The sequence below is a fragment of the Streptomyces sp. SID12501 genome (assembly GCF_010550245.1).
GTDB lineage: Bacteria > Actinomycetota > Actinomycetes > Streptomycetales > Streptomycetaceae > Streptomyces.
Window position 1 is genome coordinate 138,386 of record NZ_JAAGLU010000020.1, and the last position, 16,659, is coordinate 155,044.

Genomic DNA, 16,659 nt, shown 5'->3' on the forward strand with positions numbered 1-16,659 from the left:
CCCCGGTCTCAGTCCACCGGCGGCAGTTCTCCCGACCCCCGGGTGATCAGACGGGTCGGGAGTTCGATGCGCTCCGGGGTGAGCAGAGTGCCGTCCAGCTGGCGGAAGAGGCGTTCGGCGGCCGTGCGGCCGAGTTGGGCCGCGTCCTGGGCTACGACGGTGACGCCCGGCCGGAGCAGGTCGGCGAGTTCGAAGTCGTCGAAGCCCACGAGGGCGACGGGACGGCGCTGTTCGTTGAGGACCCGGACGACCGTCACCGTCACCCGGTTGTTGCCCGCGAAGACCGCCGTGACCGGGGACGGTGCGGTGAGCATCTCCTCGGCCGCGCGGCGCACCCGCTCCGGGTCGGTGACGCCGAGGGACATCCACGCGTCCTCGACCTGTATGCCCGCGTCCTCCATCGCGGCGCGGTATCCGCGAAGCCGCTCGACCGAGGTGTGGATACGGGGCATGTCGCCGATGAAGCCGATCCGGCGGTGGCCGTGCGCGATCAGATGGGCCACGCCGTCGCGGGCGCCGCCGAAACTGTCCGACAGGACGACGTCGGCGTCGATCTGCCCGGCCGGCCGGTCCACGAACACCGTGGCGACGCCCGCCTTCAGTTCGGGCTCCAGGTACCGGTGGTCGTCACCGGCCGGAATGATCACCAGCCCGTCCACGCGCCGCGCGCACAGCGCCAGCACCAGCTCCTGCTCGCGGTCCGGATCCTCGGCGCTCGACCCGTTGATCAGTAGGGCGCCGTGCGCCCGGGCGATCTCCTCGACCGCCCGGCTCAGGGGGCCGTAGAACGGGTCTGCGAGGTCCTCCAGGACGAGGCCGATGCTCGCGGTACTGCCCTTGCGCAGCACCCGCGCGCTGTCGTTGCGGCGGAATCCCAGCGCGTCGATGGCCTCCTGGACGCGCCGCTCAGTCTCCGGGGTGACCCCCGGTTCGGCGTTGACGACACGCGAGACCGTCTTCAGACCGACCCCGGCGCGAGCGGCCACGTCCTTCATGGTCGGACGGTTGCCGTAGCGGTTCTCCGGGCGGCGGGCGGTGTCGGCCACGATGCGCTGTCCTGTCCTGTCGTCCACGGGATGACGGCCGGTCCACGGCGGTCCACAGCGGTCCACTGCGATGGCCCGGACCGTGATGCGTACGGGGGATGCGTCGTCCCAGGTTGTGTATGAGGATGTGGCGTCGAGCATAGAGCCTGGACAACGTTGTCAGATCCAGGAGACACTGTCCACCGCCAACTCCGGCCTGTGTCCCCACCATCAGACCGGCCTGCCCGCTTTTGCCATGGTTGACAGGGAGATCAGACACTGATGCACACCGACCTCGTGGCCGCGCTCGACATCGGCGGCACCAAGATCGCCGGAGCGCTGGTGGACGGCCACGGCCGGATCCTGCTGCGCGCACAGCGCCCGACGCCCGCGCTGGAGGCCGGCGAGAGCGTGATGCGGGCCGTCGAGGAGGTCGTCGCCGAGCTGACCGGACCGCCGTTGTGGGTACGCGCGACGGCCGTCGGTATCGGCAGCGCGGGCCCGGTGGACGCTTCCGCGGGCACGGTGAGCCCGGTGAACGTGCCCGGCTGGCGCGGCTTTCCGCTCGTCGAACGCGTCCGGGCCGTGACCGGTGGCCTGCCCGTCGAACTGATCGGCGACGGCGTGGCGATCACGGCGGCCGAACACTGGCAGGGTGCCGCCCGAGGCCACGACAACGCGCTGTGCATGGTCGTCTCGACCGGCGTCGGCGGCGGCCTGGTCCTGGGCGGACGGCTGCACCCCGGACCCACCGGCAACGCCGGCCACATCGGGCACATCAGCGTCGAACTCGACGGTGACCCCTGCGCCTGCGGCTCCCGCGGCTGCGTGGAACGCATCGCCAGCGGCCCCAACATCGCGCGCCGCGCGCTGGCGAACGGCTGGCAGCCGGGCTCCGGCGGCGACATCTCGGCCGCCGCCGTGGCCGAGTCGGCACGGACCGGCGACCCGATCGCCGTCGCTTCCTTCACGCGGGCGGCCCAGGCGCTCGCGGCGGGCATCGCCGCCACCGCTGCCCTCGTGGAGATCGACGTCGCAGTGATCGGCGGCGGCGTGGGCAAAGCCGGCGACGTCCTGTTCACGCCCCTGCGTGCGGCCCTGAAGACCTACGCCACGCTGTCGTTCGTCCAGCGCCTGGAGATCGTACCGGCGCAGATGGGCACGGACGCGGGCCTGGTCGGCGCTGCAGCGGCGGCGCTGACGCGCAGGGCGGACGACACGGCCGAGGCGAGCGTCTGAGAGCCACGAGCCGATCGTCCGATCCGGGTGGGAACCGGTGAAGTGACGCGAACGGCAGGACGTCCTGGCGGCAGCCGCGGTGTCGGTGCCCGGCCGCGCCAGGGGGTCCGGTCATGCCGTGCGACGTCAGGCCGGCAGGGCGCAGGGCCGGCGCGGTTGCGTGAGGACGTCGGCGACGCCCCGGATCTCGGTGATCCGCCCGTCGGCGAACCGGCCGATGAAGATCTCGCTGCACCGGACGCCGTGACCCCGGCCCCGGTTCGGCAGTTGAACCGGGCATGAAGAAGCGCAGCATGCTCGCCATCGCCTCCCTCGCCACCGGGTTCGTCGTCGCGGCGATCACCCCCTCCCACGGTCTCGGGGCCGACGCCCTCGGTGATCTGAACGTGGACGACACGCTCAGCGCCCTCGACCACACCGTCGCCAGCGACAGCCTGGCCGTGGACGAGAGCCCGCTGGGAGGTAACGGCACCACTGGCTGACGAGCACAAAAGGGGTCGAAGTGGCGCCGGTGTACCCGTGTGACGGGGCACCGGCGCCACTGTGTCGGCGGCCTCAACTGGATCTGGTTTCCGTGGCAGGGTGGAGCGGGCAAGCCTCAGGGGTCCAACAGAAGAGGGGGAAATGTGATCGTCGTCTGGGTCAACGGCGCGTTCGGTGCGGGGAAGACCACCACCGCACGGGAACTGAACGAACTGATCCCGAACAGCACGCTCTTCGACCCCGAGGTCATCGGCGGCGCACTCGCGCATCTGCTGCCGCCCAAGCGCCTCGCCGAGGTCGGCGACTTCCAGGACCTGCCGATCTGGCGGCGGCTCGTCGTGGACACAGCGGCCGCCATGCTCGCCGAGCTCGGCGGGACCCTGGTGGTGCCCATGACGCTGCTCCGCCAGGAGTACCGCGACGAGATCTTCGGCGGTCTCGCCGCCCGCCGGATCGCGGTCCGCCATGTGCTCCTCGCTCCGGCGGAAACGATCCTGCGCGAGCGAATAGCCACCCGGGAGATCCCACCGGACCTCCCGGACGGAGAGATACGCGTACGGCAGTGGTCGTACGACCAGATAGAGCCGTACCGGACGGCCCTCGCCTCCTGGCTCACCGCCGACGCCCACCCGGTCGACACCAGTGCCCTCACCCCGTACGAGACGGCCGTGCGGATCGCCGAGGCCGTCGGCACCGGGACCGCGCCCGTGTGCGACATCGTGCAGACCCCGGAACCCGTCGGCGAGACGGTGGCCTCCGGGGTCCTGCTCTTCGACGAACACGACCGGGTCCTGCTCGTCGACCCGACCTACAAGGCCGGCTGGGAGTTCCCCGGCGGAGTCGTCGAGCGCGGCGAGGCACCGGCGCGCGCGGGCATCCGCGAGGTCGCCGAGGAGACGGGCATCCACCTCACCGACGTACCCCGGCTCCTCGTCATCGACTGGGAGCCTCCCGCGCCGCCCGGCTACGGCGGGCTGCGCCTGCTCTTCGACGGCGGGCGGCTCGACAGCGCCGAGGCCGGGCGGCTGCTGCTGCCCGGCCCCGAACTGCGCGGCTGGCGCTTCGTCACCGAGGAGGAGGCCGCCGACCTGCTCCCGCCTGTCCGCTACGAGCGCCTGCGCGGGGCGCTGCGGGCGCGCGAGCGGGGTGCCGCGCTCTACTTGGAGGCGGGGGTGGCGGTGGGACAGCCCGAGGTGGAGTAGGGGTTCCTGGCGGGCTCAGGATGCGGCGTAGTTCCGGAGGAACAGGGCCTCTGTCACCGACAGGCGCTCCAGTTCCTCCGGGGACACGCTCTCGTTCACCGCGTGGATCTGCGCCTCCGGCTCGCTCAGGCCGATCAGCAGGATCTCGGCCCCCGGGTAGAGCGACGCGAGCGTGTTGCACAGGGGGATCGAGCCGCCCTGGCCCGCGTACTGCATCTCCTGGCCCGGGTACGCGACCGCCATCGCCTCCGCCATCGCCGCGTACGCCGGGCTGGTGGTGTCGGCACGGAACGGCTGGCCCTCGCCGATCTGTTCCGTGCTCACCCGCGCGCCCCACGGCGTGTGGGCCGTCAGGTGCGCCTCCAGGAGCTTCGTCGCCGCCGCCGCGTCCACGCCCGGCGGCACCCGCAGGCTGACCAGCGCGCGGGCGGTCGCCTGCACGGACGGGGTCGCGCCGACCACCGGAGGGCAGTCGATGCCGAGGACCGTGACCGCCGGACGCGCCCAGATCCGGTCGGCGACCGAGCCGGAGCCGATCAGCTCCACACCGTCGAGCACCCTGGCGTCCGTGCGGAACTGCTCCTCGTCGTACCGGAGTCCGTCCCACGACGCCTCGTCCGTGAGCCCGTCGACCGTCGTCGAACCGTCCTCGGCCCGCAGCGAGTCGAGTACGCGGATCAGCGCGCCCAGCGCGTCGGGCGCGGCACCGCCGAACTGGCCCGAGTGGAGATTGCCTTCGAGAGTGTCGATGCGGATGCGTACGAGGGCCATGCCGCGCAGCGTCGCGGTGACCGTCGGCAGGCCCAGCCGGAAGTTGCCGGAGTCGCCGATGACGATCGCGCTGGCGGCGAGCAGCTCCGGGTGTTGCTCGGCGTACCGCTGCAGACCGCCCGTGCCCATCTCCTCCGAACCCTCGACGATCACCTTGACGTCGACCGGGACGCCGCCGTTCGCCTTCAGGGCACGCAGCGCGAGCAGGTGCATGATGAGGCCGCCCTTGCAGTCGGCGGCGCCGCGCCCGTACCAGCGGCCGTCGCGCTCGGTCAGCTCGAACGGCGGGGTCACCCAGCCCGCTTCGTCGAGCGGCGGCTGCACGTCGTAGTGGGCGTAGAGGAGAACCGTCTTCGCGCCCTCGGGGCCGGGCAGGAAGCCGTACACCGACTGCGTGCCGTCCGGGGTGTCGAGCAGGGCCACGTCCTGGAACCCGTCGTCGCGCAGTGCGTCGGCGACCCAGTTCGCGGCGCCTTCGCTCTCGCTCTTCGGGAACTGCTCGAAGTCCGCCACCGACTTGAACGCCACCAGTTCGGTGAGCTCCGCCCGTGCCCTCGGCATGAGGGAGGCGACGGTCTCGGCGACCGGATTCGAGGACATGGGCACGCTCCTTGTGGGTGCGACGTTGTACGAGAGAAGTCCTGTGATCCTCCCACAGCGGACTGTGGCGACGCCCGCCGTAGGATGCGGAGGAACAGGTGCGGCAGGCGGATGGATCAGGAGCAGCAGACCATCGTGAGCAGCGAGAACTCTTCGGCGGACGACGTGGCGCAAGTGTGGGACGTCGTTGTGGTGGGCGCGGGACCCGCGGGGGCTTCGGCCGCGTATGCGACGGCGGTCGCGGGCCGCAGTGTGCTGTTGCTGGAGAAAGCGGAACTGCCGCGCTACAAGACGTGCGGCGGCGGGATCATCGGCCCCTCGCGGGACTCCCTGCCCCCCGGATTCGAACTGCCCTTCATGGACCGGGTGCACGCGGTCACGTTCTCCAACAACGGCCGCTTCACCCGCACCCGCCGCTCGAAGCAGATGCTGTTCGGCCTCATCAACCGGCCCGAGTTCGACCAGCAGCTCGTGGAGCACGCCCAGAAGGCGGGCGCCGAGCTGCGTACGGGTGTCACGGTGTTGCGGGTCGAGCAGCACGGCTCAGCGGTGCCGGACCGGCGGACGGTCGCCGTCGTCCTGCAGGGCGGCGAGACCGTCCTCGCGCGCGCCGTCGTGGGCGCGGACGGCAGCGCCAGCCGTATAGGAGCACACGTCGGGGTGAAACTCGACCAGGTGGATCTGGGCCTGGAGGCGGAGATCCCCGTGCCGGAGACCGTCGCCGAGGACTGGCAGGGGCGGGTGCTCATCGACTGGGGTCCGATGCCCGGCAGTTACGGCTGGGTGTTCCCCAAGGGGGACACGCTGACGGTGGGCGTGATCTCCGCGCGTGGTGAGGGTGCGGCCACCAAGCGGTACCTGGAGGACTTCATCGCCCGGCTGGGGCTGGCCGGCTTCGAACCGAGCATCTCCTCCGGCCACCTGACGCGTTGCCGCGCCGACGACTCGCCGCTCTCCAGGGGCCGGGTGCTGGTCTGCGGCGACGCGGCGGGCCTGCTGGAGCCGTGGACCCGCGAGGGCATCTCGTTCGCGCTGCGCTCGGGACGGCTCGCGGGGGAGTGGGCGGTCCGGATCGCGGAGGCGCACGACGCCGTGGACACGCGCCGCCAGGCCCTGAACTACGCGTTCGCGATCAAGGCGGGGCTCGGCGTCGAGATGGCCGTCGGCCGGAGCATGCTGAAGGCGTTCGAGCGGCGCCCCGGCATGTTCCACGCCGCCCTGACCGGCTTCCGTCCCGCGTGGAACGCCTTCCGGGACATCACGCGCGGCTCCACCTCGCTGGGTGAGCTGGTGCGCACCCACCCGATGGCGGGGCGCGTCCTGACCGCGCTCGACCGGCCCTGAGGTGTTGGACAGGTCCCGCGGGGCGTTCACGGTTTGACGGTGATCCGGAAGACGGGGTGCTTGGGAGCGGCGGCGAGCAGTTCCTCGTCGGTGGAGTTCACGTCCACGTCGCCGAAGAAGCGCCCCACTTCCCAGCCCCACTTCTTGAGGTAGGTGCGCAGCACGACCGGCTTCTCCGCGTCGGGCAGCTCGACCGCGGTGAACTCCTGTACCCGGCGGCCGACCTTGAGCTGTCCGCCGCCGGCGGCGCGCATGTTCCGCACCCATTCGGAGTGGCCGCGCGCAGAGACGAGGTACGGGCCGCCCTCGTAGGGCAGCGGGTTGACGGGTACCTGGCGCCACTCGCCGCTCTTGCGGCCGAGCACGGAGAGTTCGGCGGTGCCCATGAGGCTCACGCCGTGGCGTGCGAGCCAGCCGATGAACCCGTTCATGGCCTTGTCGAACGCCTTGGGCTTCAGGTAATGGGTCGACGCTGACGGCATGGTGTCCTCCTGGAGACCTGGCAAATCCCGGCAGTCGGAGAGTGCGGGAGTGTTGCTTGCGAGAGCACTGCTCTCGCTTGAGAACAGTCTGCCGGAGATCGGTGATCCAACGCAAGAGCACTGCTCTTGTTTCGGATCGGCGCTCTTATTTGTGTGCACTGCTCCGAAAACGTGGAACACTCACACCCATGAGCACCGCACAAGGAGCCCGCGCCCGCGCCCGGATCGAGGTCACCTCGGCGATCAAGGACGAGGCGCGCAGACAGCTCGCGGCGGATGGCGCCCCCAAGCTCTCGCTGCGGGCCGTCGCCCGCGAGCTCGGCATGGTGTCCTCCGCCCTGTACCGCTACTTCCCCAGCCGCGACGACCTGTTGACCGCTCTCATCATCGACGCCTACGACTCTCTCGGCGAGGCCGCCGAGGCCGCCCACGCAGCCGCCGCGGACACCGGCGCGCTGCGGCGCTGGGTCGCGGTGTGCGAGGCGGCGCGCGTCTGGGCGCTGGACCATCCCCACGAGTACGCGCTGATCTACGGCTCGCCGGTTCCCGGCTACAAGGCGCCCGACACGACCGTGCCGGCCGCCTCCCGGGTGGGCCTGCTGCTGACCGGCATCGTGCGCGACGCCCACCAGAGCGTCGGTGTGGCGCGTACCCCGATCCCCGCCGAACTGCGCCCCGAGGCCGAGCGGTTGACCGCCGACCTCGCCCCCGACCTCCCGCCGGAAGTCGCGATGGCGCTCGTCGCGGCCTGGGCGCAGGTGTACGGACTGGTCGGGTTCGAGCTGTTCGGCCAGTTCAACCGTGTGGTGGAGGACCGGGAGACGTTCTTCCGGTATGCCGTCACCCGGATCGCCCACGGGGTGGGACTGGTGTTCCCCGAGAAGGAGTAGGGGTGCAGGCGAGGGCGGCTCCGGCCCTGTACTCCCCGGGGAGTACAGGTGATCACCTCGCCCGGTGGACGCCGTCGCCGTGCGGTGCCGTCTAGCGTGGCGGACATGGACGAGCAGCGGGTACGCGAACGCGGGGGAGGCCCACCCCAGCGATGGGGGCACGGGCCCCCATGGCGGGAGCGCCGAGACGGGGAAGGGCCGCCCGGGACGGACGGGGACGTCGGCCGGTGGCCCTGGCGTTCCACCCTCCTGCTGACCGCCTTCGTGCTCGCCGGTTCGAAGTTCGCCGCCGACCAACAGGTGGGCGACCGCGCCCACCTGGACCTCTTCGCGCGTCTCCTGCTCGTCGCCGGCTCGGGACTGCTGCTGTGGCGGCAGAGGTACCCGGTGCTCGTCGTCTTCGCCACGGCCGCGGCGGCCATGGTCTATCTCGGCGCCGGGTACCCGTACGGGCCGGTCTTCCTTACCGTGGCCCTCGGCTGCTTCAGCGCTGTCGTCGCCGGGCACCGCAAGGCGGCGTGGACGGCCGTCGGGATGCTCTGGGCCGGCCACGTACTGATCGCGCACCGGCTGTACCGGTGGCTGCCGCCGTCCGGCGACCAGGCCGCCTCCTGGGGGCAGGAGCTCGTCGTCGCCGCCTGGGTGGCGGCCGTCGTGGCGGTGGCCGAGTTGGCCCGGGTGCGGCGGGAGCAGTGGGACCGGGAGCGTGCCGAGCGCGCCCAGGCCGCCCGGCGGCGCGCCGACGAGGAGCGGCTGCGGATCGCGCGCGAGCTGCACGACGTACTCGCGCACAGTATTTCGGTCATCAACGTGCAGGCCGGAGTCGGTCTCGCGCTGCTCGACTCCGACCCCGAGCAGGCCCGCAGCGCGCTCACCACCATCAAGGCGGCGAGCAAGGAGGCGCTCGGGGAGGTGCGCCAGGTGCTCCACACGCTGCGCACGCCGGGGGACGCGCCGCGCGCTCCGGCGCCGGGGCTCGACCGGCTGTCCGAGCTGGTGGAGCAGGCGGCGGGTGCGGGGCTGACCGTCGAGGTGCGGGGCGCGGCCCGGAAGCTTTCGCCGGGTACGGATCTGGCCGCCTTCCGTATCGTCCAGGAGGCCCTCACCAATGTCGTACGGCATTCCGGTTCGCGGCACGCGCGCGTGCGGGTCGACGAGGCCGACGGCGCCCTGCGGCTGTGCGTCGACGACGACGGGCCCGCGACCGGCGCCGACGCGGGTGGCAGCGGGAACGGCCTGGCCGGGATGCGGGAGAGGGCCGCCGCCCTCGGTGGCACGATCGAAGCGGGACCGCGCGCGGACGGCGGTTTCCGCGTGCTGGCGGTGCTGCCGCTCAAGGTGAGGGAGGACCGGTGATCCGTGTACTGCTCGCCGACGACCAGTCGTTGGTCCGCGCCGGGTTCAGGGCGTTGCTCGACGCGCAGCCCGACATCGAGGTGGCCGGGGAGGCCGCGGACGGTGAGGAGGCGCTGCGCGGGGTACGCGAACTGCGCCCCGATGTCGTCCTGATGGACATCCGGATGCCCGTGCTGGACGGGCTGGCCGCGACCCGTCGGATCACCGGTGACGCGGCGCTGAACGGTGTCAGGGTGGTCATGCTGACCACCTTCGAACTCGACGAGTACGTGTTCGAGGCAATCCGCTGCGGTGCCTCCGGCTTTCTGGTGAAGGACACCGAGCCGGACGAACTCCTGCGCGCCGTACGGGCGGTGGTCGCGGGCGACGCGCTGCTCTCGCCGGGAGTCACCCGGCGCCTGATCGGCGAGTTCGCCGCCCGTTCGAAGGAACCGGCCGCCGCGGACGTCCTCGCCCGGCTCACCGAGCGGGAACGGGAGGTGATGGCCCTGGTCGGACTCGGCCTGACCAACGACGAGATCGCCCGGCGACTGGTCGTCAGCCCGCTCACCGCGAAGACCCATGTGAGCCGCACGATGGTGAAGCTGGGCGTCCGCGACCGGGCCCAACTGGTCGTGCTGGCCTACGAGTCGGGGTTGGTACGGCCGGGCTGGCTCGGCTGATCCCCATCGGTGCTGTCGCCCTCGCGGGCGAAGCGGTTCAGTACGCTCACCACGCGCACCGTGAACAGGACGGCTCCCAGGGTCGCGCCCGAGGCGACGAGTGTGCCCTGCACGGTGTCCGACAGCTCGAAGGCCAACGCGGGACCGGCCACCACCCCGAAGACGACGACCGCCAGGAACAGGGCGCTGCACAGGGCGTACCCGATCTCCACGGTGACCGCGTCCCGCCGAGCCTGGGAGTCCCGCGCGCGGCCCTGCCCTATGTGTCCCCCGTAGTTGTCCATCCGCCGAGTCAAACAGGCGGGTGCCCGGCCGGGCAAGCGGCCCCGGCCGGGCACGGTGGCAAAAACGCTCTTTTAGTCGCGGGCCGCCACCGGTTCGGTCACCGTCTCCGCCTGTTGCTGAAGGGACTTGGCGACCACGACGGACCGGCCCGGGCGCCGGGTGCGCAGCCCGGGGAGCGTGGCGAGCAGGCCGGCGAAGGCGATGCCGGTCACGACGATCAGCCCGGGCCGGTAGGCGTCGAGGACGGCCTGCGGCGAGGCGTTCTCGGGGGTGCCCGCGGTGACCACCGCCGTCACGACGGCCAGGAAGATCGCGCCGCCCACCTGGACCGAGGTGTTCAACAGGCCGGAGACCATGCCCTGTTCGTGGTCCTCGACGCCGTTCGTGGCCTGGATGTTGAGAGAGGGGAAGACCAGTGCGAAGGCCCCGCCGATCAGCACCATCGACGGCAGGATCAGGGTGGCGTAGTCAGGGTCGAGGCTGACGCGCAGGAACAGCGCGTACCCGGTGATCATCAGGGCGAAGCCCGTCACGATCAGCCGCTGGGTGCCGAACCGGTCGACGATCGCGCCCATCTTCGTCGCGGACAGCGCGACGACCGCACCTGCGGGCAGGAAGGCGAGCGCCGTGTGCAGCGCCGACCAGCCGAGCAGGGACTGCATATAGATGGTCACCAGAAACTGAAAACCGACATACGAGCCGAAGAGCGTCAGCGCACCGAGCTGGGCGCGGATCTGGGGGCCGGAGCGCAGCACACCGAGTCGGATCAGCGGCCCGGCGGAGCGCCGCTCGACGCGGACGAAGACGGTCAGCAGCACGGCCACCGCGAGGAAGGACAACAGGGTGCGGGCCGATGCCCAGCCGACTTCCGGGGCCTGGACGACGGTGAAGACCAGCAGCAGCATCGAGGCGGTGCCGAGGATCGCGCCGGGGACGTCGTAACCGTTGTGGTCCTTCTCGCGTTCGCTGCGCGGCAGCAGCTTCAGGCCCGCGATCAGGGCGAGTACGGCGACCGGCGCCGGCAGCAGCATCGTCAGGCGCCAACTCGCCTCGGTGAGCAGGCCGGAGAGCACCAGCCCCATCGAGAAGCCGGTGGCCGCGCAGGTGGTGTAGATGGACAGGGCCCGGTTGCGCAGCGGGCCCTCCGCGAACGTCGTGGTGATGATGGACAGGCCGGCCGGGGCGGTGAAAGCGGCGCTGAGCCCCTTGATGAAGCGGCTGGCGATCAGCAGCGGGCCCGAGTCGACGAGCCCGCCGAGCAGCGAGGCGAGGGCGAAGACGCCGAGCGCCACCAGGAACACCTGACGGCGGCCGAGCAGGTCGGCGGTCCTGTCGCCGAGGAGCAGGAGTCCGCCGTATCCCAGGATGTAGCCGCTGACGATCCATTGCAGCGTCGAGGTGGAGAGGTCGAGTTCGGAGCCGATGGACGGCAGCGCGACACCGACCATCGACACGTCCAGCGCGTCCAGGAACATCGCGGCGCAGAGCACCAGCAGGGTGCCCCACAGTCGGGGAGTCCAGCGTCCGTCGGTCGCCGGGGTGTTGAGCGGAGAGGTCATGACAGAGACAGTACATGCGTATGCATCGAATGCAAGTGCATGTAATGCTCGTGCAATGAACAAGCGCGATAGATGTAAGAGGTCGGTTTCAGACCGCGGACTTCTCCTGCCACAGGGCGGCGAGCGCGGGATCGCCGTTCACGCCGGGGAACGGCTGCCGGTTCCACAGCGCCAGGTAGAGGGCGGCGGCGGAGCCGGTCACCTCGCAGTCGGCTTCCGGGGCCGCCTGGTCGGCCTGATCCGTGGTGCGCTCGGCGGCCGGCGGTTCCGACGACAGCCGTACGGTCCACACCGCGTCGTCCCTGTCGGTCGCCCGCACCCGCAGTACCCGGGGCTCGTCCGTGCGGGCCCGGCTCTTGGCGCGGGCGTGGAAACCGAGCAGCAGTTCGTCGATGCCGTCGGTGGCGAAGTCCGGGGCGAGCGGAGAGGGCGCGGTGCCGAGGGCGGACTGGGCGTCCACCCGGTGGACCGCGGTCTCATGAGCCTGCCGCCGGGCCCAGAACGCGAGCGGTGAGGGGGCGGGCAGGAAACTCCAGCACTCGACGTCGGGAGGAGCCGCGGCGAGGGTGTCGACGAGGGTGCGATGGCCCTCCCGGAACCAGGTGAGCAGGTCGCCGCCGTCGAGGTCGGTCAGGTCGCCGAGGCGCTGGGGCGACGTGTGGCGCTCGGCGACGTACGAGGCCGCCCAGCGGTGCACCGCGCCCACGTGCCGCACCAGGTCGCGCACCTGCCAGTCCGGGCAGGTCGGTACCTTCGCGTCGGTCCCCGCCTGCTCGGCGGCAGCGGCCAGCAACTGGCCCTCCGTGTCCAGGATTTCCACGAAGCGTGCGGTCTCCATCAAGACAGTCTCCATTTTGGGATCGAGGTGGCCGAGTCGGTTCCCTGTCTCAGGAACGCTTCGGTGGTTGCCACGAACTGCTTCGCGTCGTCGAGCCACGGGAAGTGTCCGGCCGCGTCCTGGACGACCAGTTGGGCGTGCGGGAACAGTCCCGAGAGCTCGGCCATCGCGGGCGGTGGGGAGTTGAGGTCGACCTCCCCGGCCAGTACGAGGACCGGTGAGGCGAGACGGGCGAGTGCCGCCCGGGTGCCGGCCGGGTCGAAGGCACCCTCGCCGGCGAAGACGGCCGCGGCCTCGGCATTGCGCTGCCCGTCCTCCGCGGCCCGGTGGGTGCGGGCGGTCTCGTCCCAACGGCCGTACCAGAAAGGGGCGATGGCCTGGAAGGTGTCGGCGTCGCCGCGGCCGGCGACGAGCGCCTCCAGGGCCGCGAACGCCTCCGGGAACCACGGCTCGTCCCGGCGCAACCGCGCCGTCCCGATCCGGGTGTCGCCGGAGACGGTGATGCCGAGGGCCGCCACGCTCGGGGTGATCAGCGCGAGTCTGCCGACGCGCTCGGGGTGCCGGGCCGCGTACAGCACGGCCAGGTTCGTGCCGGCGGAGTGGCCGAGCAGGTCCAGCCGGTCCAGGCCGAGGTGCTCGCGCAGGGCCTCGACGTCCCCTACGAGGCGGTCGCAGCGGTAGGACGCGAAGTCCTCCGGTACTGCCGACCGGCCGGTGCCCCGGAGGTCGAGCATGATCAGGCGACGGTGCGCGGACAGGCCGCCGAGGTTGCCGAGATAGACGGAGTCCTGCATCGGGCCGCCGGGCAGACAGACGAGCGGCGGTCCCTCCCCGAGTTCTCGACAGGCCAGCTTGGTTCCGTCGTACGCGGAGAAGACAGACATGGTCATGACTGTCCCAGCGCCGTTCCGGCCGGGCAACCGGGTTTTGGGCAGGACCGGACTGTGGACAGGGCGTTGCTTGCGAACGTGTTCGACACTACGGTCCCCTTGATCATCCGAGTATCCGATCATCGGCCCGTCATCTGGCAGGGCTGGTCCGGCGCAGGTCAGGGAGTGGGCGTTCATGGGGCAGCCGACCGCACGGGTCATCCGCAATCCCGTCCTGGCCGGTTCCCACCCCGATCCGTCCATCGTCCGGGTGGGACCGGACTTCTATGTGGCGACGTCGACGTTCGAGTGGTTCCCGGGCGTACGACTGCACCACTCCAGAGACCTCGTGCGCTGGCGGTCCCTCGGCGGGGCGCTCGACAGCGCGCGGCTGCTGGAGCTGACCGGGCGGCCGGACTCAGGCGGGGTGTGGGCGCCGAGTCTGAGCCACGTGGACGGCCTGTTCCACCTCGTCTACAGCAACGTGTCGACGTACACGGGCGGCTTCACCGACAGCCCCAACTACCTGACGACCGCCCCGTCGATCGACGGCCCGTGGTCCGACCCGGTGTCGCTGCACGCGCGTGGCTTCGACGCGTCCCTGTTTCACGACGGAGACCGCAGTTGGCTTGTGAACATGGTTCACGACTGGCGTCCGGGGCGCGGCGGCTCGGCGGGACTTGAGGCGACCGCGTACGACCGTGCCGCGCGCCGCACGACCGGCGATCCGGTCAGGATCGTGCTGCCGCCCCAGGCCGGCTGGATCGAGGGCCCCAACCTCTACCGCTGCGGTGCCTGGTACTACCTGCTGACCGCCGACGGCGGCACCGGCTACGACCACCAGGTCACCGTGGCCCGCTCGGCCACCCTGGCCGGCCCCTACGAACGTGACCCCTTCGGCCCGCTGATCACCGCCCGCGACCACCCCGACCTGCCCCTCCAGAAGGCCGGGCACGGCAGCCTGGTGCAGACGCCCGGCGGTGAGTGGTACATGGCGTATCTCGTCGCCCGGCCCCTCGGCCGCCACGGGCCGTGCGTACTGGGCCGCGAGACCGCGCTCACCCCCATCACCTGGACCGCCGACGGCTGGCCCCGCACCCCGACCGGCCTGCCCGCCGTCGAGGTACCCGCCCCGGACCTGCCGCCCACCGACCCCGAAGACGCCCCCCACGGCGGCGGCGACACGCGCCCGAGGCAGTACGACGGCTTCGACCGGCCGACCCTCGGCCCCGACTGGTCCACCCTGCGCCGCCCCGCCGCTCCCGACTGGCTCTCCCTCACCGAGCGCCCGTCGCACCTGCGGCTGCGCGGCGGACGCTCACCGCAGAGCCTGACCGGCGTGAGCCTGGTCGCCCGCCGGGTGACCGCCGCGCGCTGCGTGTTCGAGGCGACGGTGGAGTACCGGCCGTACGGCGTCCAGCAGTTGGCCGGGATCACCGCGTACTACAACTCCCGCGCCTGGTACTTCCTGCATCTCACCGCCGACGACCAGGGCGAGACGGTGCTGCGTGTGGCGAGCTGCGACCGTGGCGCGGTGAGCGTCGACGAAGCGGACGAGGTACGCCTCGGCGACACCACCGGGCTCCGGCTGGGCCTCGACCTCGACGGCGCCGCACTTCGCTTCCGCTACGACACCGGCCCCGGCTGGCGCTCCCTCGGCCCGTCCCTCGACGCCACCGTGCTGTCCGACGAACACGCCGAGGAGATCGTGGACGGTCAGATCCGGTCACTGGGGTTCACCGGCGCGTTCGTCGGCCTGTGGGCCTGGGATCTCACCGGCGCGGGCCTGCACGCCGACTTCGACGAGACCACGTACGACACCGGGTCCCGCGTCGTCGGCTGATTCTCCGGGCGCCGATCGACGTGCCGTCAGTTCGTCGCCGCGTGTCGCGTCGTCACGCCGATCAGGGCGGCGAGGGCCGCCAGCACGGCCACGCTGGTGAGGGCGGTGGGCAGGGAGAACCAGTCGGCCATGAACCCGATGGCAGGCGGGCCCAGGAGCATGCCGCCGTAGCCGAGGGTGGACGCGATCGCGACTCCGTCGGGTCCGGCCAGGGCGCCGGCGCGTTCGACGGCGACGGGAAAGAGGTTGGCGAGCCCGAGACCGGTGATGACGAAGCCGAGAAGCGCCGGCCACAGGGAGGGCGCGAGCGCGCCGAGCAGCATGCCGGCCGCCGCGGTCGTACCGCCGTACACCAGGGTGCGGGTCTGGCCCAGGCGTTCGAGGAGCGTCGTACCGGTCAGGCGGCCGATCGTCATGGCGAGCGCGAAGCAGGAGTAGCCGATCGCCGCGAGACCCGGTGTGGCGTCCAGGTCCTGCTCCAGGTGCAGCGCGCTCCAGTCGGCCAGGGCTCCTTCGCCGTAGGCCGTGCACAGGGCGATCAGACCGAAGACGATCACCAGGCGACGTACGCGGGGGTCCGTACGGTGTGAGGTGCCGGCCTGTTGCGCCGAGCTCTCCGGTGGACCCGGCGGCTGGTGGCGCAGCAGGACGCGGCCCGCGAAGAGGGTGACGAGCAGACCGAACACGGTCAGGCCGAGCAGATGGCGCGTGGGGGACAGGACGCCGGCCACGAGTCCGCCGAGTCCGGCGCCGATCATGCCGCCGAGGCTGAACGCCGCGTGGAAGCTCGGCATGACCGGGCGGCGCAGTGCGGCGACCAGGTCCACGGCGGCGCTGTTGAAGGCGACGTTGATGCCGCCGAAGGCCATGCCGAAGATCAGCAGGACGGCGCCGAGTGCGAGGGCGGAGTGGGTGAGCGGTGGCAGGGCGACGCTGAGGCAGAGGAGGACGGCGCAGGCGACGGTGACCTGGTGGTTGCCGTAGCGACGGCAGAGGCGGCCGGTGAGGATCATCGTGACGACGGCTCCGCCGGAGACGCCGAGGAGGGCGAGGCCGAGGGCGCTGGCGGAGGCGTCGGTCTGTTCCTTGACGGCGGGGATGCGCACGACCCAGCCGGCGAAGACGAAGCCGTCGAGGGCGAAGAACACGGTGAGGGCGATACGGAGTCGGGTGAGGGAGTTTCCCGGCACCGGGTTGTGTGTTCGGGTTTT

General features: G+C 71.6%; 16 protein-coding genes. 8 read left to right on the forward strand and 8 right to left on the reverse strand.

Annotated features, from left to right (window positions below; genetic code table 11):
• Positions 1 to 8 precede the first annotated feature (8 nt).
• Positions 9 to 1,073, reverse strand: a complete 1,065-nt coding sequence (locus G3I71_RS24400) for a LacI family DNA-binding transcriptional regulator (RefSeq protein WP_164317233.1) — start codon at positions 1,071 to 1,073, stop codon at positions 9 to 11.
• A gap of 234 nt (positions 1,074 to 1,307) precedes the next feature.
• Here G3I71_RS24400 and G3I71_RS24405 point away from each other — a divergent pair, with 234 nt between their 5' ends.
• From G3I71_RS24405 to G3I71_RS24415, 3 genes are all read left to right on the forward strand, one after another.
• Positions 1,308 to 2,264 (forward strand): ROK family protein, encoded by a 957-nt coding sequence (locus G3I71_RS24405; RefSeq protein WP_164317235.1) that lies wholly within the window; start codon positions 1,308 to 1,310, stop codon positions 2,262 to 2,264.
• 278 nt (positions 2,265 to 2,542) lie between these two features.
• Positions 2,543 to 2,746: a hypothetical protein gene (locus G3I71_RS24410; protein WP_164317236.1), complete on the forward strand. Its 204-nt coding sequence runs from the start codon at positions 2,543 to 2,545 to the stop codon at positions 2,744 to 2,746.
• A 144-nt stretch (positions 2,747 to 2,890) separates the two neighbouring features.
• Complete coding sequence (locus G3I71_RS24415) at positions 2,891 to 3,949, forward strand: NUDIX hydrolase (RefSeq protein ID WP_164317238.1); 1,059 nt, start codon at positions 2,891 to 2,893, stop codon at positions 3,947 to 3,949.
• Between the two features lie 15 nt (positions 3,950 to 3,964).
• On the opposite strand, the gene G3I71_RS24420 is transcribed toward G3I71_RS24415, so the two are convergent.
• The gene (locus G3I71_RS24420) at positions 3,965 to 5,320 is read right to left on the reverse strand and encodes a dipeptidase (protein ID WP_164317240.1); all 1,356 of its coding nucleotides are present in this window, start codon (positions 5,318 to 5,320) and stop codon (positions 3,965 to 3,967) included.
• 135 nt (positions 5,321 to 5,455) lie between these two features.
• Between G3I71_RS24420 and G3I71_RS24425 the strand changes: the two genes are divergently transcribed.
• The gene (locus tag G3I71_RS24425; RefSeq protein ID WP_164317326.1) at positions 5,456 to 6,664 is read left to right on the forward strand and encodes a geranylgeranyl reductase family protein; all 1,209 of its coding nucleotides are present in this window, start codon (positions 5,456 to 5,458) and stop codon (positions 6,662 to 6,664) included.
• Positions 6,665 to 6,690: 26 nt separating this feature from the next.
• Here G3I71_RS24425 and G3I71_RS24430 read toward each other — a convergent pair whose 3' ends face one another.
• The gene (locus tag G3I71_RS24430; RefSeq protein ID WP_164317242.1) at positions 6,691 to 7,146 is read right to left on the reverse strand and encodes a nitroreductase family deazaflavin-dependent oxidoreductase; all 456 of its coding nucleotides are present in this window, start codon (positions 7,144 to 7,146) and stop codon (positions 6,691 to 6,693) included.
• A gap of 188 nt (positions 7,147 to 7,334) precedes the next feature.
• Here G3I71_RS24430 and G3I71_RS24435 point away from each other — a divergent pair, with 188 nt between their 5' ends.
• The 3 genes from G3I71_RS24435 to G3I71_RS24445 all read left to right on the forward strand — a co-directional run bounded on the left by G3I71_RS24435 (position 7,335) and on the right by G3I71_RS24445 (position 10,054).
• Entirely contained in the window at positions 7,335 to 8,036 is a 702-nt protein-coding gene (locus G3I71_RS24435; protein ID WP_164317244.1) for a TetR/AcrR family transcriptional regulator, read from the forward strand.
• A gap of 105 nt (positions 8,037 to 8,141) precedes the next feature.
• Positions 8,142 to 9,392, forward strand: coding sequence for a sensor histidine kinase (locus G3I71_RS24440; RefSeq protein ID WP_203731189.1), 1,251 nt, complete (start codon positions 8,142 to 8,144; stop codon positions 9,390 to 9,392).
• Complete coding sequence (locus tag G3I71_RS24445) at positions 9,389 to 10,054, forward strand: response regulator transcription factor (protein WP_164317249.1); 666 nt, start codon at positions 9,389 to 9,391, stop codon at positions 10,052 to 10,054. Before G3I71_RS24440 ends, G3I71_RS24445 begins: the two co-directional genes overlap by 4 nt.
• Here the strand turns inward: G3I71_RS24445 and G3I71_RS24450 are convergent.
• From G3I71_RS24450 to G3I71_RS24465, 4 genes are all read right to left on the reverse strand, one after another.
• Entirely contained in the window at positions 10,015 to 10,338 is a 324-nt protein-coding gene (locus G3I71_RS24450) for a DUF6332 family protein (protein WP_164317251.1), read from the reverse strand. The genes G3I71_RS24445 and G3I71_RS24450 overlap by 40 nt on opposite strands.
• Positions 10,339 to 10,410: 72 nt before the next feature.
• Positions 10,411 to 11,898, reverse strand: coding sequence for an MFS transporter (locus G3I71_RS24455; protein WP_164317253.1), 1,488 nt, complete (start codon positions 11,896 to 11,898; stop codon positions 10,411 to 10,413).
• Between the two features lie 88 nt (positions 11,899 to 11,986).
• A complete protein-coding gene (locus G3I71_RS24460) occupies positions 11,987 to 12,736 on the reverse strand; it encodes a maleylpyruvate isomerase family mycothiol-dependent enzyme (protein WP_164317255.1) in 750 nt (249 codons plus the stop codon).
• Entirely contained in the window at positions 12,736 to 13,620 is an 885-nt protein-coding gene (locus G3I71_RS24465; protein WP_203731192.1) for an alpha/beta fold hydrolase, read from the reverse strand. Before G3I71_RS24465 ends, G3I71_RS24460 begins: the two co-directional genes overlap by 1 nt.
• 181 nt (positions 13,621 to 13,801) lie before the next feature.
• Between G3I71_RS24465 and G3I71_RS24470 the strand changes: the two genes are divergently transcribed.
• Positions 13,802 to 15,448, forward strand: a complete 1,647-nt coding sequence (locus G3I71_RS24470; RefSeq protein WP_164317259.1) for a family 43 glycosylhydrolase — start codon at positions 13,802 to 13,804, stop codon at positions 15,446 to 15,448.
• A gap of 26 nt (positions 15,449 to 15,474) precedes the next feature.
• On the opposite strand, the gene G3I71_RS24475 is transcribed toward G3I71_RS24470, so the two are convergent.
• A complete protein-coding gene (locus G3I71_RS24475) occupies positions 15,475 to 16,638 on the reverse strand; it encodes an MFS transporter (protein WP_164317261.1) in 1,164 nt (387 codons plus the stop codon).
• Positions 16,639 to 16,659: the final 21 nt, after the last annotated feature.

Excerpts from the sequence above, each read along its gene's own strand:
- G3I71_RS24465 (WP_203731192.1), bottom strand. The coding sequence starts at position 13,620 with ATGTCTGTCTTCTCCGCGTACGACGGAACCAAGCTGGCCTGTCGAGAA.
- G3I71_RS24410 (WP_164317236.1), top strand. The coding sequence starts at position 2,543 with ATGAAGAAGCGCAGCATGCTCGCCATCGCCTCCCTCGCCACCGGGTTC.
- G3I71_RS24435 (WP_164317244.1), top strand. The coding sequence starts at position 7,335 with ATGAGCACCGCACAAGGAGCCCGCGCCCGCGCCCGGATCGAGGTCACC.
- G3I71_RS24430 (WP_164317242.1), bottom strand. The coding sequence starts at position 7,146 with ATGCCGTCAGCGTCGACCCATTACCTGAAGCCCAAGGCGTTCGACAAG.
- G3I71_RS24460 (WP_164317255.1), bottom strand. The coding sequence starts at position 12,736 with ATGGAGACCGCACGCTTCGTGGAAATCCTGGACACGGAGGGCCAGTTG.
- G3I71_RS24470 (WP_164317259.1), top strand. The coding sequence starts at position 13,802 with ATGGGGCAGCCGACCGCACGGGTCATCCGCAATCCCGTCCTGGCCGGT.
- G3I71_RS24405 (WP_164317235.1), top strand. The coding sequence starts at position 1,308 with ATGCACACCGACCTCGTGGCCGCGCTCGACATCGGCGGCACCAAGATC.
- G3I71_RS24420 (WP_164317240.1), bottom strand. The coding sequence starts at position 5,320 with ATGTCCTCGAATCCGGTCGCCGAGACCGTCGCCTCCCTCATGCCGAGG.
- G3I71_RS24450 (WP_164317251.1), bottom strand. The coding sequence starts at position 10,338 with ATGGACAACTACGGGGGACACATAGGGCAGGGCCGCGCGCGGGACTCC.
- G3I71_RS24440 (WP_203731189.1), top strand. The coding sequence starts at position 8,142 with ATGGACGAGCAGCGGGTACGCGAACGCGGGGGAGGCCCACCCCAGCGA.
- G3I71_RS24455 (WP_164317253.1), bottom strand. The coding sequence starts at position 11,898 with ATGACCTCTCCGCTCAACACCCCGGCGACCGACGGACGCTGGACTCCC.